Annotated in this window: 14 protein-coding genes; 4 read left to right on the top strand and 10 right to left on the bottom strand. The window is 37.0% G+C overall.

Annotation, left to right across the window (positions count from 1 at the left end; translation table 11 throughout):
- Window positions 1-64: 64 nt before the first annotated feature.
- From ACYVFA_RS04180 to ACYVFA_RS04160, 5 genes are all read right to left on the bottom strand, one after another.
- Window positions 65-748 (bottom strand): DUF3592 domain-containing protein, encoded by a 684-nt coding sequence (locus ACYVFA_RS04180; RefSeq protein WP_460470547.1) that lies wholly within the window; start codon window positions 746-748, stop codon window positions 65-67.
- Entirely contained in the window at window positions 735-1,127 is a 393-nt protein-coding gene (locus ACYVFA_RS04175; protein ID WP_460470546.1) for a hypothetical protein, read from the bottom strand. Before ACYVFA_RS04175 ends, ACYVFA_RS04180 begins: the two co-directional genes overlap by 14 nt.
- Before the next feature lie 8 nt (window positions 1,128-1,135).
- Complete coding sequence (locus ACYVFA_RS04170) at window positions 1,136-1,921, bottom strand: hypothetical protein (protein WP_460470545.1); 786 nt, start codon at window positions 1,919-1,921, stop codon at window positions 1,136-1,138.
- A gap of 32 nt (window positions 1,922-1,953) precedes the next feature.
- Complete coding sequence (locus tag ACYVFA_RS04165; protein ID WP_460470544.1) at window positions 1,954-3,189, bottom strand: hypothetical protein; 1,236 nt, start codon at window positions 3,187-3,189, stop codon at window positions 1,954-1,956.
- Between the two features lie 106 nt (window positions 3,190-3,295).
- Window positions 3,296-3,658 (bottom strand): T9SS type A sorting domain-containing protein, encoded by a 363-nt coding sequence (locus ACYVFA_RS04160; protein WP_460470543.1) that lies wholly within the window; start codon window positions 3,656-3,658, stop codon window positions 3,296-3,298.
- A 555-nt stretch (window positions 3,659-4,213) separates the two neighbouring features.
- On the opposite strand from ACYVFA_RS04160, the gene ACYVFA_RS04155 reads away from it, so the two are divergent.
- A complete protein-coding gene (locus ACYVFA_RS04155) occupies window positions 4,214-4,636 on the top strand; it encodes a globin family protein (protein WP_460470542.1) in 423 nt (140 codons plus the stop codon).
- 2 nt (window positions 4,637-4,638) lie between these two features.
- On the opposite strand, the gene ACYVFA_RS04150 is transcribed toward ACYVFA_RS04155, so the two are convergent.
- The 3 genes from ACYVFA_RS04150 to ACYVFA_RS04140 all read right to left on the bottom strand — a co-directional run bounded on the left by ACYVFA_RS04150 (window position 4,639) and on the right by ACYVFA_RS04140 (window position 9,730).
- Window positions 4,639-7,674, bottom strand: a complete 3,036-nt coding sequence (locus ACYVFA_RS04150; RefSeq protein ID WP_460470541.1) for a ligand-binding sensor domain-containing protein — start codon at window positions 7,672-7,674, stop codon at window positions 4,639-4,641.
- Complete coding sequence (locus tag ACYVFA_RS04145; RefSeq protein ID WP_460470540.1) at window positions 7,659-8,432, bottom strand: LytR/AlgR family response regulator transcription factor; 774 nt, start codon at window positions 8,430-8,432, stop codon at window positions 7,659-7,661. The genes ACYVFA_RS04150 and ACYVFA_RS04145 overlap by 16 nt, the downstream gene beginning before the upstream one ends.
- Window positions 8,433-8,578: 146 nt before the next feature.
- Complete coding sequence (locus ACYVFA_RS04140; RefSeq protein ID WP_460470539.1) at window positions 8,579-9,730, bottom strand: 1-deoxy-D-xylulose-5-phosphate reductoisomerase; 1,152 nt, start codon at window positions 9,728-9,730, stop codon at window positions 8,579-8,581.
- A gap of 236 nt (window positions 9,731-9,966) precedes the next feature.
- Here ACYVFA_RS04140 and ACYVFA_RS04135 point away from each other — a divergent pair, with 236 nt between their 5' ends.
- Window positions 9,967-10,851: a fructosamine kinase family protein gene (locus ACYVFA_RS04135; RefSeq protein WP_460470538.1), complete on the top strand. Its 885-nt coding sequence runs from the start codon at window positions 9,967-9,969 to the stop codon at window positions 10,849-10,851.
- On the opposite strand, the gene ACYVFA_RS04130 is transcribed toward ACYVFA_RS04135, so the two are convergent.
- Window positions 10,848-11,912 (bottom strand): LuxE/PaaK family acyltransferase, encoded by a 1,065-nt coding sequence (locus ACYVFA_RS04130; RefSeq protein ID WP_460470537.1) that lies wholly within the window; start codon window positions 11,910-11,912, stop codon window positions 10,848-10,850. The genes ACYVFA_RS04135 and ACYVFA_RS04130 overlap by 4 nt on opposite strands.
- Window positions 11,913-12,018: 106 nt before the next feature.
- Here ACYVFA_RS04130 and ACYVFA_RS04125 point away from each other — a divergent pair, with 106 nt between their 5' ends.
- Complete coding sequence (locus ACYVFA_RS04125; protein WP_460470536.1) at window positions 12,019-12,528, top strand: hypothetical protein; 510 nt, start codon at window positions 12,019-12,021, stop codon at window positions 12,526-12,528.
- A 316-nt stretch (window positions 12,529-12,844) separates the two neighbouring features.
- Window positions 12,845-14,665: a GTP-binding protein TypA/BipA gene (typA, locus tag ACYVFA_RS04120; protein ID WP_460470535.1), complete on the top strand. Its 1,821-nt coding sequence runs from the start codon at window positions 12,845-12,847 to the stop codon at window positions 14,663-14,665.
- Between the two features lie 65 nt (window positions 14,666-14,730).
- Here the strand turns inward: typA and ACYVFA_RS04115 are convergent, their stop codons facing one another.
- Window positions 14,731-15,543, bottom strand: coding sequence for a Clp protease/crotonase-like domain-containing protein (locus ACYVFA_RS04115; protein WP_460470534.1), 813 nt, complete (start codon window positions 15,541-15,543; stop codon window positions 14,731-14,733).
- Between the last annotated feature and the right edge of the window lie 55 nt (window positions 15,544-15,598).

Raw genomic sequence — 15,598 nt, 5'->3', positions numbered from 1 at the left:
AAATTTAAGCGGCTGAATACGCAAAAACGCTTACTGAAAGGTAGGAAATCAAAAATGAATGGTTTTAAGGTTCCAAAAAGTTTGTTTCGACCATATATTCTGTATAATCATTCGGGTTTACTTTTACCACAATACTATCTTTCAGATAGGGCGTTGGGTTGAACCAGATGTTGTCACTCTGGAAAATATATAGCTTATTATCAACTGGTGATTTATAGGTACTGCGAATGATATACGGGCATTCATTATTGACCCTCACACTATAATTCTTATACACATCGTCAACATGGGCTGTTATACTTATACCCCAATCTCGTAAGTATTTTTTCTGGTTGAGCGCAAGTAATTGTTTAGCGAGACCTATATAGCCAATCAAGCCGAATACCACAAAAAATCCACTCAGGAGAATCGTAACAAACCAGGCATCTATACCTCCACTAGTTGATTCATCAGGTTTATCAGGAGAATAATAAATCGGCACTTTTTCGCCATAATTTAAGGCATCTGTCCAGCTTTGCTTATCCATCCAATAAATATGTGAGTTCTGCTGATTATCAAAATACACTAGTTTGTAGCGCGTGTGCCCCTTGTTGTCTGTAAAACTGCCTTCTACCATGGATGTTGTTTTTACACCCTCGTGTAGTAGTCTATAGGTCTTTTTATAATTGATATAGGCAACTGTACCTAAAACAGTAGCGGCAAGCGAGAAAATGCCAAAGAAAATGAGATAGAAATTATTTTTTATCATTTGATTGCGAAAAAAAGAGTTTAACTAAACTAGCTATGAATAAAAAAAAGACAGTAAAACAGAGCCCTACCACATATATCATCCCGACACCCGGCCCACCTACTGTATGAGAAGCCGCGCAGCAACTAAATACATAATGACTACCTATGACTGAAGCGATGATAATCCGAAGTAGCAGATACGATTTAGGTGTAACAGGAATCAGGTATATATTCATACAAACAACTGCCATAAGCAGAAGCAGCCAATAAGCCATACTTTCTAATGAGTCATTGTATCTGCCCTGCATACTTATATTGTACTTTCCAAAATACTTTATTGAAATAAAGGCCAGTAACCATAGTGATTCCGGCCCGATTAAATATCTGAATGCTTTCATGAAGCTGACTAGTTTTTATAATGATAAAGTTTTTCAACACTTATCTCATTTATCATATCCTGCTCGGTGGTTTTCACCATATATCCTTCTTTATCGAATTCATTTTTGTATTTCAGGTAGCTTAAAGTATCACCTTGTGCACTTCTGCTTACTGATTGTGTCATTACATTTTTGCTCAGCTTACCCATTCGATAGTTTGTAAAAAACTCATCTACGCTTGCAATATTGAGTGCGATTTTATTCTCTTTTGTCGCATCATACTGATATGACACTTCCATATCTAGCTTATTCTCAATCAGGTAGCGAGTACGTACCAGATTTCCTTTTTCATAGATATGCTCAGTGATATTGTCTTTATTAGTCGTAAAGTTCTTGTTCACTACCTTTGTTAAAAAGTCATTGGCATCATAAGCATAGGTTGTTTCGTAGATTTTACCAATGGCCGTTTCTGTAAATGTAGCGGCCATGATTCGACCGTCTTTTCCTAAAGAGAAATTCTGCTCCGAAATCGTTTCGCCTTTATCATTTACCCATTTTCTATAAATGCTATCTTTAGAATAAGTGTAATAGGCGGTGTCTGAAATACTATTGAATTTTACCAGATTGCCAGAAGTATCATAAAGGAAATTCTTTTGTGACAATTCATCTTCGGGATAAGTGATTTTTACTAATGGTCTAGTCGCTTCAATCGGCGCTTTTTGCTGCCCAACATTTGTTTCTGCCATAGGCTTCTCATTCGTCATACACGCTTTTAGCATGATGGATAGTAGTAAAATAGCAATTTTAGTTTTCATATGTATTTCAGCTTTTTCAGTTTACTAAGCAATTAATACCTTTCGTTTTCTACAAAGTGGTTTTGATACCTCCCTTCGTTCATCTCTTTGTTAAACGCATCCCCTATTTCATGAATGATTTTCTCATAAGCATCTGCCTGTTCCGCATATACGTTTTTCATGAGTACTAACTGCCTGTCTTCTTTTCGGTACCAGACAGATAGTTTCAGCCCGTTTATCATTACGTTTAGTTCGTCCGTGCTATATTCATCGCCAGGTTTTACAGCGTCTTCTGAAAGATTATATTTCTTCAATATAAAGTCTACCAATTCCTTCTGAATTTCGGGTTTTGTATAAATAAGTTGGTATACTTTACCCTCGTCTTCATAGGCCCCCTGCCAGTATGGGTGTTTTGCCAGTTTCTTTAGTTGAAGTATGTAGTCTTGGTTTTGCTTAGTCCACTCAAAATAGGTTTCAAACCATGTTTTATCAATAGAAAACTGGTTTTTCAACCGAGTATTGATTTTACTGAATGGCACGCTATAACCCTTATCGGTTTCATAATTATAGACCACCATTGCATTTTCAAACTTAGGTTCTGCATTGGTATTGTAGGTAGCAAATTCACCTGTAAATGCTATCCATTTCTTATCTGGCGAAAAAGCGATAGCTCCTGCATCGTTATAAAAACTATAATTATCAATCAGGTCATTGTTTTTATTCATTACGTACTTTTGCAAAGTAGGTATATGCAATACAGTATGCTGATTTATTAATAAATAATCGCCACCTTTCAGGCTTTCTACTTTGCCATCTCCATCCTGTTCGTTTGCCATAAAGACTTTAAATGAGGATGTTGGTTGCCCTTTATCGGCATCTAAAAATTGTAGGCTTGCAAAATCATAGCCTTGTTCGTCCAGCGGTTTTACCGAAACATCACCGTTTTCCTCTCTGATTAAATAAAGACTCTGACTACCGGCTATCAGGGTTGGCGTAGGTGCATCAGCCAGAATATATACCCGCCATACGTGCGAATACCCCGTATTATTTTGCAGGCTTTTAGAGAATTGTATAGGACTACCTTTATATAAAACTGAATACTTGATACTCACATTGGTTACCATTCCATAGTTAATGTTAAAGTTCTTTGAAGAAATCTTTTCCATTTGGATAGTAAATGGGCCGTAGGCTACACTAGTAATACGAGATGTTGCTTTTGTTCTGAATGAATTGAAAAGAACGATGCTTGCGGTTGCAAGAATGGTAATAATGATGATAGAGATTTTCATTTGTTTGTTTGTGTTTAACACGAGCCGAAATAGTATAAAAAAAGCCCTACCAATATGGAAGAGCTTTTGTTCTAACCCCTAAACTCATGAGAAAAAACCCTACTAATTAATAACTTAATGAGTGTAAATCACGCTTCACCTCTTTGGTGATGATTCTGTCGCCACTGGTTAATTCGACATAGTATGTACCTGCTGGTGCTGAAGACAAATCAAGGCGTACATTTACCGAAGTTGGTTTTCTGCCTATTAATTCTTCATGCAAGGTTCTGCCCTCGGCGTCCATCAATTTTACTTTGGCTTTTTGCCCTTTGTCTTTTGCGATATTGAGGCTTAGCTTCAAAGAATTCACGTGTTCGTACTCGTACATGGCAATCTTCAGATTACTGCTTCTGTACTCAATCTTTTTATCGTCTGCGTTGGCATGCAAACTGAATAGAATAATAGCGATGATTAATAATTGCTTTTTCATTGTAATGCTTTTAGTTTTCTATGACTATGCTGTTGTTTGTCTGTTTTTGACGATGCAAAATTGTAGGAATGTAGACTGCAAAAAAAATATAAACTGACGAAGTGCTGTAAAATGCTATTGGATTGTAGAAAAATCAGTTTTAATGGTTTTCGAGTCAAATATTGGGCATTTAGTAGCTATCTATTTGCTTTTTAAAGATTCTTCTGGTTAATTTTTTATTACACTACTCCTTTTCCAATCTTATCTACTCATTCAATCTTATTGAATTCTGCTTTTTCTCTGTTTCAAATCGTAGCTAAAACCTGCAGGAAAAACAGTTGTATAGAATCAGGTTTTCTTGCTTTAATAGCACAGATTAAAACAGGCAATGAGCCATTTTAAGCCTTTCAATTTGAAATAAAGACCACTCAATCTGAAATTTTTGTCCGGGTTTTACCTCCTTTCTACCTTTGACAGCAAATAAGAACAAAGCCATAAAAACTAATTAATAATAAAGCTGCTGATATGTAGGCAGGATTTACAAAAATTACAATTATTATAAACAGTTATATTTACATGAAAACAAATCAGATTTCACTCGTCAAAGAAAGTTTTGGTCTAGTAGCTAAAATCCCTGCTGAAACCGTCGGCAGCTTATTTTATAGTCGCTTATTTGAAATAGCGCCGGAAGTGAAGCCGATGTTCAGAAATGCCGATATACCCGAACAATCGCGCAAATTATTATCGATGCTTTCGTATATCATCAGCAAATTAGATACTCTTGAAACTATCCTGGAAGACGTAGCCAGACTTTCTCAACGCCATGTAAAATATGGTGTAAAAGATGAACATTATGCAAAAGTAGGCGAAGCTCTATTGTGGACTTTAGAACAAGGATTAGGTAAAAACTGGACAGAAGAAACCAAAGAAGCCTGGATAGCTTGTTATACTTTACTTGCAGGTGCTATGAAAGAAATGAGTCAGGAAGTACACGCTTAATATTAAAGCAAAGGCACTTTCACTATAAACACTTCGTCTGTTTCAATAATCTCCAAAGGCTCGGAAGTCAGGTAGTAATAGAGTTTTTTCAGACTTTCGAGCCCTTGTTTATTAGAAGTTTCAACATAGGCTTTACGTTGAATATTATTCTCGACAATCAGGTATTCGTCTTTGATATAGACTGAGATAAACAAAGGTTTTTCGTCTTCAATTGTATTATGTTTAATGGCGTTCTCAAAGAGATTCTGCAAGGTAACGGGCACAATACCACTACTGAGATATTGTCTTGGAATATCAATATTAATATTCAGGCCCTCCTCAAAACGCGATTGCTGAAGGTCGATGTAGTTTTTTACGAAGTTAATTTCATGCTCTAGCGTGACTGATTCTTTCTCTTTGTTTTGCAGAATGTACCGGTAAATCAAAGATAGTTTCTGTAAGAATTTAGAAGCTTTTTTAGGTTCAGTCAGAATCAGACTGTTGAGTGAGGTAAGACTATTAAACAGGAAATGAGGATTCAGATGGTTAATCAGATTCTGATACTGAATTTCGGTTTTATCTTTTTCCAGCCTTGAGGTTTGCGCTTGTAGACGATGTACTTCATTTGATTGTTTTACACGGTACTGGTATACGAGATAAATCATCATAATTGTCAGTAACAATATCGTACCTAAAAACCAATAGGTTTTATAAAAATGGGTAGCAATATGTATAGGAAAATCCTTACTCAGAATTTCTACATTACCTGCTACAGCCTTTACTCTGAAAGTGTAATTTCCCCCAGATATTCTGGTATAATTGGCTACAGTTTTTGAGTCTGCATCTATCCACTTATCATCAAAACCTTCTAATTGATAATAGTATCGGTATTGCTCTTGCTTTAGTGAAAAAACAGCATAATTAATACTAAAATTGTTGTCTTCTACCCCCAGGCGAAGATTTTTCAACTGGTTGCTTACTAAATAAGTGGTATCTGCTACCTGAATACTACCAATAAGTAAAGTGTTTCTATTACTGGTATTTATAGCGCTATTTTCAGGGATAAATTCAATAAGAATATTTTTTTGTATTCCCAGAATATGCGTATTACTCAGCGGATACATGTAGTTTCTGTATGAATTATTTTCTTCGTTATAGGGTATACGAAAATTTTGAAAATAATTTTTTCTGGGATTAAAAATCGAAAATTTATGATACGAACCTACCCATATATTACCAAATTTATCTGGGCAAGCCGCCATGCAATAGTCAAATACCAGGCCTTCGCTTTCACGCCAATTTTGAAAAGTACCCTTTGCTATATCATATTTTATCAGACCAAACCCCATAGTCGGATACCAGAAACTATCAGTTGAATCGGCTGCAAACTGAAACATCCATTTCCCTAACTCTTCTTTCAGATTTGTTTTTTGTTCAATAAACCTTCGGTCTTTTATTGATAATCTGGCGAATCCTTTAGGATATAAATTAGCCCACAATACACCTTTTTTATCAAACCCTAAGAACATCCGGGTTGTAACAAAACTTTTAGGGGGATAATTTGGTAAGAAAAACTCTTCCCACTTTTGTGATGAAATATGATAGGCAAACACTATTGTGGTATTAGTTCTGATCCACAAAATGTCCTTTTCTAAGATCATACTCATGACGATTACAGAATCAAAATTCAACTTATCAGGCACAGGCAATCTGGATAGCTTTTTAGTTTGCTTATTATATCCGAACAGCCCTCCATGAGTAGCCACATATACTGTATGTTGTGTCTCGCAAATACTATGAATATATTTATGATTTTTGCTATTATCGGGTGGTAGCTGGAAAGAATTATATCTTCCATTTCGTGGATCATAGTGTATGAGTTTTCTTGACCAAGTACCCAACCACCATGTTTTATCTCTCGCCTCAGTAAAAGCATTGATACTCTCAGAAGGAAGACCTGCTTCTACAATATCATTCAGATTATAGATTTTGTAAAGCATATTCTCTGGTTCAAGATAACAAAGCCCTTGCGAAGTTCCGAAGATTAGCATACCATCTATATTCTGATATATATCTATAAATAAGATATTAGAGAACTCTCGTTTTCTGGCCGGATTATAGTCTACTGCTTTAACTTCTTTGTTTTTAGTGTCAATAAAAAACAAGGTATTATCCTGAAAACTTATCCAATAATTATGGTCTTTGTCGGCCAATATTGACATTACCATCAGGTTCTTTTTATCGACCGGCCAATCATATTCATCTATAATTCTTTTTGTCTTAAAATCAGTAACTACTATTTTTGATTGAGTGAAATCGGCGAAAATCAATTTGTCATTATCAATTGTAAATTTATTAATCTCATGACCATTAAGATAAGGCAGTTTCGCTGGATTATTCCGGATATTATAAAATTTGTTCGACTTAATATCTAAATAATTAAGACCTGTTGATGTAGCTATCCAAAGGCTATTTTCTTGAGGGTATTCTTTTAGTGAAAAGATGTCATCGCTGCTAATCGAGTTTTTAGTAGTAGTATTATGAAAGAGACTTGTAATTTTCTTTGTTTGCATTGACAGGTGATACAGCCCCAGCTCACCTGCAAACCAGATGTCACCTTTCTTATCGCAAATAACAATATAACAACGTGCTAGCTTTTGGCCACCTTGTTCTTTGTAGTTCTGAAATTTGCCTAATTTCTTATCATAATAGCCTATGCCGTCATCTGTAGCAACCCATATATTTCCTTCTTTATCTTCGCATAAACTATGAACCGCATTGCTAGCTAGAGTTGTTGAATCTTTATGGTTAACCTTAAATACTGTAAAATGTTTCCCATCATAACGGTTAAGTCCATCTATAGTTCCAATCCACATAAATCCATCTCTATCTCTCATCATACACAAGATACGGTTATTAGATAGCCCATCTTCTTCTGTCAGGAACGAAAACTCAAAATTGAGTTTTTCCTGAGCCACCAGCATAGGGCAATACCCAAAGACGATGAGTAAAGCATACAAGCTTTTTTCTGATAAGAACTTTTTTATTTTTCCAACCATTTTTTAAAAGTCGGGGCTTTGTGGCGACTAATGTCGATTTCGGTTGTATGATGCGGATTTTTAAGCTTTACAATCAGTTTGGAATTCTCGATGCTTCTCACACTCTGAATCACATCGATGCAGACAATATACTGGCGATTAACCCTATAAAACTTTGAGGGGTCTATGAGTTCTTCCAGTTCGTCCATCGAACTCATATCAAGGGTATATTTCTCGTTATTTTTAGTTATCAGATAGATAATGGCCTCATAATAAAAAAAGGCAATATCAACTATTTTTACAGGAATCCAGGAGTTTCGATGATTAGCCAAAAAATGCTCTTTGTAAACAGGCTTACTCATGTTTCCTACTTTCAGCATTTCTACGAGGCTATTTAAATCAATTGGTGTTTTAGTTTTTGTTTTGTTCAATTCTCTAGCCTTTCCGATAGCTTTTGCCAGTTCTTCGGGCTCTACAGGTTTCAGCAAATAGTCTATACCATTTACCTTAAAAGCACGAATGGCGTATTCATTATATGAAGTAGTAAATATAATCGGACAACTCAACTGAAACTTATCAAAAATCTCGAAACTTACGCCATCTGCTAATTGAATATCTGCGAAAACCAAATCAGGCTCGGCATTTTCACCTAGCCATCTAAGGGCAGTTTTTACGCTCGGAAGCACCTCTAAAACCCTTACTTCTTCATCAATTTCATTGATTTTATAGGTTAATTCGCGGGCAACCAGTTTTTCGTCTTCTATAATGATGGCATTCATAATGAATGATTGTATAAGCGTTTAGATCATTCACCTAAGTAAAAGATTCTTCCTGTCGTATCCAAAAATTTAGAAAAGAATGGTGGAATACTCCTAACGAATGGTGTTAAACGTCCATCGAATGGTTGCGTTAACCAAGCCAAATCTTAAACAGAAAACTCCATAGCTATGCGACGCGCCTCTTCGTCAGTCTTGATATAATCTTCCAGTGTCGGAGTCTGCACAAAACTAACCCGATTCATACAGTCTGCTATCAGGTCAGACATTTCCAGAAAGCCTATCTCATCACGTAGAAAAGAGGCTACGGCTATTTCATTGGCCGCATTCACAATACAGGCCATATTCCCTCCCTGGCTCAATGCGTCAAAAGCAAAGCCTAGATTTCTGAAAGTCTCTACATCTGGTTTCTGAAAAGTCAGTGAAGGGTATTTACTGAAATCGAATCTTGGGAAATCGGATTTCAAACGGGCAGGATAACTTAAAGCAAACTGGATAGGTACACGCATATCAGGCAAACCCATTTGCGCCTTCATACTTCCGTCTTCAAACTGCACCATCGAATGGATGATACTTTGCGGGTGTACTACTACTTCTATCTGCTCGGGTGTCAGTCCAAATAACCATTTGGCTTCTATTACCTCCAGTCCTTTGTTCATCAATGAGGCCGAATCTATGGTTATTTTAGCACCCATGCTCCAGTTGGGGTGTTTCAGTGCCTGTAATTTGGTTACACTTTTCAGAAAATCTCTGTCTCTACCCAAGAAAGGCCCTCCCGAGGCTGTCAGGATAATTTTCTCAATTGGATTATGAAACTCTCCTACCAGACATTGAAAAATCGCAGAATGCTCTGAATCTACCGGAAGAATATCTACTCTGTTTTTTTGCGCTAATTCAGTTACCAGCTCACCTGCTACCACCAAAGTTTCTTTATTAGCCAGGGCAATGTGTTTACCGGCTTTAATAGCCGCAACAGTCGGAATCAGGCCTGCATAACCAACCAAAGCTGTCAGCACCATATTTACTGATTCCATTTGTACTACTGAAGATAGCGATTTCTCGCCTGCATATACTTTAATATCGAGTGGATCAAGGGCAGAGAAAACCTTATCATATAAAGCCTCGTTTGAGATAACCACTACATTAGGCCGGAATTTTGCTGCTTGTTCAATCAATAAATCAGCATTATTCTGCGCTGTCAGCACTTCTACTTCAAAAATATCCGGATTTGCCGCTACTACCTCCAGCGCCTGTGTGCCAATTGAACCTGTTGAGCCTAAAATAGCTAAATTTCTTTTCATGTATGAGCAGGAATATTATAATCTGAGAATAAAATTCGTTGTAATCCGTTAATGTTTTTTATAAGACATGCCTTAGCATCCATCTGAAACATTTTCATTTCTAAAACAAAGTTCGGAAAATTTACTGAGAATTTTTTATTTTGCTATTCGTATTGAAACAAGCGTATAGTTAAAGAGTGTAAGGCTTCAGGCAGTTTTTAGATATACACTTATTCATTCTTTTGAGCGACAGGATTATGCAAACGGCAGAAGATCAATTTCAATTCTTTGAGGGTGTCTTTTTTGAGACGCTAGGGCGTGATGTGCAGGTAACTGAATATCGATTATTGCAGGGAGGAAGCATCAATGTGACTGTACAGGTACATACCAACGAGGGGAAGTTTTTTATCAAATACAATACCCGCAACCATGAAGGTATGTTTGAGACAGAAGCCAAAGGATTGAACTTGCTGCGTGAAACCAACGTAATCCGGATTCCGGAAGTGATTAACTGGGGTAGACGAGATGGCCAGGACTACCTGATTCTGGAGAATATTGAATATGCCAAGCCTAACTTCGATTATTGGGAAATACTAGGCCAGAATCTGGCTAAACTACACCGAAACACCAATGATTCTTTTGGTCTGCATTTTGATAATTATATCGGTTCGTTGGAGCAGTATAATCAGCCGTATACAGATTGGCTATCCTTTTTCATCGAAAAAAGATTGAATATTCAGGCTGGGCTGGCTTATTATAATGATTTAATCAGTAAAGATTTATACGAGAAATTTCAGCAGTTTTATAAGGTATTACCTAACTTACTTCCTGATGAAAACCCTGCCTTATTGCATGGAGATTTATGGTCGGGTAATGTGATTACTGACGATAAGGGCAATCCTTGCCTGATTGATCCGGCAGTATATTATGGTAACCGGGAAATGGAATTGGCTTTTACCACACTTTTTGGCGGCTTCGATAACCGCTTTTATGAATCTTATCATGAAAGTTTTCCATTACAACCCCGTTTCGATGAGCGGATACCTATTTATAATATTTATCCGCTGATGGTGCATGTGAATATCTTTGGCACGAGTTATTTGCCTCCGGTATTGCGGACTTTGAATAAGTATCTTAATTAAATTACCAGCAGGTTACAACCTCTTATATCAGAATTATCGAATCGGCCGATAACGCTGAACTGTTGACTATTTACCTGATAAGCGCCTAAATCTTGGGTTTCAATAAAACTACATGAATCTACATTCGCCAGGTCTATTACGTTGATACCTCCACGAATAGTAGTTTCTTTGTCAATATCAGAGCGGTATTGCGAGGAAATGATTTTAAAAGGATCGTTAATTTCACGCAATAAGATCTTCAGCGTATTTGGTAATTCAAAAACGCCTTCTCCTTTCGAATAGCCTTGCGAAAGTAGTTCGGTCATTCCATATTCAGAGTGTACGTGCTGTATGGGCAAGTGGCTGGTCAATATTTCGTGTACTTCTTCCCTTAGTAATTCTTTGCGTCGGCCTTTCATGCCTCCTGTTTCCATTACGATGAGTTTGTCTTTGAAACTTTCCAAGAAACCTAAATCCTTTTCATTCTCTACCAGATCCAACAGGGCAAAAGTTACGCCTATCAGCAAAACTTTCCGGTGCGTTTGAGAGTTTTCTGATAGCTGGTGTAGCTTTTCAAGTAGTTCGGTTGTATTATTAAGGTAGAATCCAGACTCGCGCGAGTATGTGCGATAAATAAAACTCTGCACCATATACACCAACGACGAATTATTTCGTTCAAGATACGAAGGTAGTAGTGCCAATATGTGGTAGTCGGTAATAGGGCCATAAAACTGCTCGAAAATCTTCTGGCTGATATGCTCATAAAATGGCAGATCACTCACATAATGCTTACTTGTATTTTGCTGGGTTGTGCCACTACTTTCAAAAATCATTTGCGTAGGGGCATGGTCGGTAATAACTTTGTGATGCTTAAAAAATTGGATAGGTAGAAAAGGAATCTTCTCTACGCGGTCAATTTTTTGAGGGTTTATTCTTAAAAACCCTAAATACTCATGATATACTGGATTGGTAGCAGCCTGAAAACGGAAAATCTCTAAAGCCAATTCTTCAAAAGTATGCGGATTTTGAGAATTATCATTAATTTGTAACACTGCCGATTTTAGTTCGTCGCGGATACCCATGTAAAAGATTAATTAATAGTTCAGGCGTTAGTAACAAAAATTTATGGTTTCAAAACCTCAAACTATCTTTTTTATACTAAATTGCTTATAAAATTACAGATAAGAAATGAAAAAGGTTTCAGTATTGGTTGTTTTTAGTGTAGTTGCCTTAGTAACGGGTTGTTATAAAGAAATTTCTTTTGATGTAAAGCCTTATATTGAATTCAAAGAAATAAAAAAGGAAATCAGATTAGACCAGTTTTCGGGCTCAAAGAAAGATTCAGTTATTATGACAATTCATTTTCAGGATGGTGACGGAGATTTAGGATTGAATGAAGATGAAAAAAAGGCGGCTGTAGAAAAACAGGATTTTAATTATATTGTACGTATTTTCCGTCAGAAAAAGGGTGCTTTTCAGGAAGTAACTCAGGAAGTACCTTATTCGGGCTTTTTCCAGCGGATGAAAGCCGACAATAAAAAGGGGCCAATTGAAGGAACGCTTGACTATTCGATTGTTTACTTTCAGGATTTTGTCCCTAAAAAAGACTCATTAAAATATCAGATTACTATTAAAGACAGAGCCGGTAACGTTTCTAATACGATAGAAACAAAGGTTATTATTCTCAATGAGTTTTAGATTATAAATACTTATTGCGTTTTCAAATAAGCACATACATTTTTGCTATAATTATACTCATTATTTATCAATAGATTTATCTTTTCTCAAGGCTTTCGTATATACTTTATTTAAATATTCTGCTGTGCAAAATACTTCTTTTTTTGTACTATTCTTATTAACAATTTGATAATCATAGGATTATTAGATAAAAATGAGGATTTCTCATTGTATTTTTCTAATTTTGCAGTTTATTACAAAAGGTGTAGTTCGTTAGTCGTTTATCCGTGATGCGTTGGGGTAAAGATTGACGCATTACGATAACAGTTAGACTTCAATGCAAAATATTAGAAACATTGCCATTATTGCCCACGTTGACCACGGTAAAACAACGTTGGTTGACAAAATTATTCATGCTTCAAAAATCTTCAGAGAGAATCAGGAATTCGGTGATTTAATTCTTGATAACAACGATTTGGAACGTGAGCGCGGAATCACCATCGTGTCAAAAAACGTATCAGTACGTTACAATGATGTTAAAATCAATATTATCGATACTCCAGGCCACGCCGACTTCGGTGGTGAGGTAGAGCGTGTGTTAAAACTTGCTGATGGTGTTATCCTTTTAGTTGATGCTTTTGAGGGACCAATGCCTCAAACCCGTTTCGTATTAGGAAAAGCTTTACAATTAGGTTTGAAACCAATTGTAGTAGTAAATAAAGTAGACAAAGAAAACTGTCGCCCGGAAGAAGTTCACGAGCAGGTTTTCGATTTGATGTTCAACCTTGAAGCAACTGAAGATCAATTGGATTTCCCTTGTCTTTACGGTTCATCAAAACAAGGCTGGATGAGCACAGACTGGAAAAAACCAACGACAGACATCATTCCATTGTTGGATGCTATCATTGCAAATATTCCTGCTTCACCAGTGGTAGATGGTAGCGCACAGATGCAGATTACCTCTTTAGATTATTCATCTTTCGTAGGTCGTATCGCTATCGGTCGTGTAGCCAGAGGAGTTTTGAAAGAAGGTATGCAGGTTGCACTTCTGAAAGCTGATGGTAGCGCCAAGAAAATGCGTATCAAAGAATTACACGTATTTGAAGGTTTAGGTAAAGCAAGAGTAACAGAAGTAGGCTCTGGTGAGATTTGTGCAGTAACAGGTATCGAAGATTTCGAAATTGGTGATACTGTTGCTGATGCTGAAAATCCGGAAGCATTACCACGTATCTCTATTGATGAGCCAACGATGAATATGTTATTCACCATCAATAACTCTCCGTTCTTTGGTAAAGAAGGTAAATTTGTTACCTCACGCCACTTACGTGACCGTTTGATGAAAGAAACTGAGAAAAACCTGGCTTTGCGTGTGCAAACAGGTGATACAGAAGATAAATTTATCGTGTTTGGTCGTGGTATTCTTCACTTATCAGTTTTGATTGAGACGATGCGTCGTGAAGGATATGAGTTACAGGTAGGCCAACCACAGGTATTATATAAAGAGGGAGAAAACGGTGAAAGATTAGAACCGGTTGAAACTTTGGTTGTTGACGTACCAGAAGAAACTGCAGGTAAAGTAATCGAGTTAGTAACGCAACGTAAAGGTGAGTTATTGATTATGGAACCTAAAGGTGATTTACAACACTTAGAGTTCAATATCCCATCTCGTGGTTTGATTGGTTTACGTTCAAATGTATTGACTGCCACTTATGGTGAGGCTATCATGAACCACCGTTTCAAAGCATATGAGCCATTTAAAGGTGCTATCCCTGGACGCATCAATGGTTCGTTGATTTCGATGGGTAATGGTCCTGCTACTCCTTATTCAATTGATAAATTGCAGGATAGAGGCGTATTCTTTATCGACCCGAATGAAGATATTTATATGGGTATGGTAGTTGGAGAGCACAACCGTCAGAACGATATTGTGATTAACCTGCAAACAGCGAAGAAGTTAACGAACATGCGTGCTTCTGGTTCTGATGATAATGTTCGTATTGCTCCGAAAATCAACTTCTCATTAGAAGATGCTATGGAGTATATCCAGAAAGATGAATACCTGGAAATCACTCCTAAGTCGATTCGTATGCGTAAAATTTACCTTGACGAAAACGAGCGTAAACGTTACGAAAGCAAAGGTGCTTTTGCGATGGCATAAGCTGATTGAAATAGAATATAGAAGAATCCCTGTTATTTGTTTAGCAGGGATTTTTTGTTATATCGTCAATCCTCAAAATTACTCTCCCGCTTCTGCGTCTTAGCCATAAAAGCCTCCTGCAAATCGTTTGAGAGTAACATTGCGGCATTCCAGGTTGCCATATAATTCAAGCCATCAGCTACAGAATGGTCTCTGGTGTGTAATAAAATATGTTTTGTACCGCGAATAGATAAGGGTGATTTAGAAGCAATCATTGCGGCAATTTTAAACACTTCTTCCAGCATGGTATGCTTATCAGAAAACGCCCGATTGACTATGCCTATTTTTTCTGCTTCTTTGCCGTCCACATTTCTGCCTGTGTAGGCCATTTCACGCACTAAGCCATCGCCGATTAGTTTAGGCAGTCGTTGTAGAGTCCCTAAATCGGCCACCATGCCCATATCTATTTCCTTAATGGTAAAGTAAGCATCTTCAGTACAATAGCGCATATCGCAAGCACAAATCAGGTCTATACCTCCGCCAATACAACCACCATGAACGGCTACTAATACAGGCTTAGAACAATTCTCGATAGCATTGATAGGTGCTTGCAAACGAAATACATCTTTCCTCACTTTTTCTCTTCTTCTCCCCTCACAGGTAATATCGGTTTGGGATACCGACATCAGCAAACTTAAATCAATACCCGCACAAAAATGGTTACTTTCTCCACCTTCCATAACAATTACCCTTACCTCCGGATTTTCATCCAGATTCTCAAAAATTTCTTTGATTTCATCCCAGGCAGATTGGTTAAGCGCATTGGCTTTTTCGGGGCGATTCAAAATTACATGGGCAATATGGTTTTCTATCGAAAGTTTCAAAGTTTGCATGAGCATGGCATTGGGTGGTTTATTGAATAAAAAAAGCCGGAAAGGAATCTCTCCGGCTAAA

Source organism: Emticicia fontis (genome assembly GCF_054779675.1).
The sequence above is the reverse complement of the archived record's forward strand: the minus strand, read 5'-3'. Positions and strand labels throughout refer to the sequence as shown.

Excerpts from the sequence above, each read along its gene's own strand:
- ACYVFA_RS04180 (WP_460470547.1), bottom strand. The coding sequence starts at position 748 with ATGATAAAAAATAATTTCTATCTCATTTTCTTTGGCATTTTCTCGCTT.
- ACYVFA_RS04175 (WP_460470546.1), bottom strand. The coding sequence starts at position 1,127 with ATGAAAGCATTCAGATATTTAATCGGGCCGGAATCACTATGGTTACTG.
- ACYVFA_RS04170 (WP_460470545.1), bottom strand. The coding sequence starts at position 1,921 with ATGAAAACTAAAATTGCTATTTTACTACTATCCATCATGCTAAAAGCG.
- ACYVFA_RS04165 (WP_460470544.1), bottom strand. The coding sequence starts at position 3,189 with ATGAAAATCTCTATCATCATTATTACCATTCTTGCAACCGCAAGCATC.
- ACYVFA_RS04160 (WP_460470543.1), bottom strand. The coding sequence starts at position 3,658 with ATGAAAAAGCAATTATTAATCATCGCTATTATTCTATTCAGTTTGCAT.
- ACYVFA_RS04155 (WP_460470542.1), top strand. The coding sequence starts at position 4,214 with ATGAAAACAAATCAGATTTCACTCGTCAAAGAAAGTTTTGGTCTAGTA.
- ACYVFA_RS04150 (WP_460470541.1), bottom strand. The coding sequence starts at position 7,674 with ATGGTTGGAAAAATAAAAAAGTTCTTATCAGAAAAAAGCTTGTATGCT.
- ACYVFA_RS04145 (WP_460470540.1), bottom strand. The coding sequence starts at position 8,432 with ATGAATGCCATCATTATAGAAGACGAAAAACTGGTTGCCCGCGAATTA.
- ACYVFA_RS04140 (WP_460470539.1), bottom strand. The coding sequence starts at position 9,730 with ATGAAAAGAAATTTAGCTATTTTAGGCTCAACAGGTTCAATTGGCACA.
- ACYVFA_RS04135 (WP_460470538.1), top strand. The coding sequence starts at position 9,967 with ATGCAAACGGCAGAAGATCAATTTCAATTCTTTGAGGGTGTCTTTTTT.
- ACYVFA_RS04130 (WP_460470537.1), bottom strand. The coding sequence starts at position 11,912 with ATGGGTATCCGCGACGAACTAAAATCGGCAGTGTTACAAATTAATGAT.
- ACYVFA_RS04125 (WP_460470536.1), top strand. The coding sequence starts at position 12,019 with ATGAAAAAGGTTTCAGTATTGGTTGTTTTTAGTGTAGTTGCCTTAGTA.
- typA (WP_460470535.1), top strand. The coding sequence starts at position 12,845 with ATGCAAAATATTAGAAACATTGCCATTATTGCCCACGTTGACCACGGT.
- ACYVFA_RS04115 (WP_460470534.1), bottom strand. The coding sequence starts at position 15,543 with ATGCTCATGCAAACTTTGAAACTTTCGATAGAAAACCATATTGCCCAT.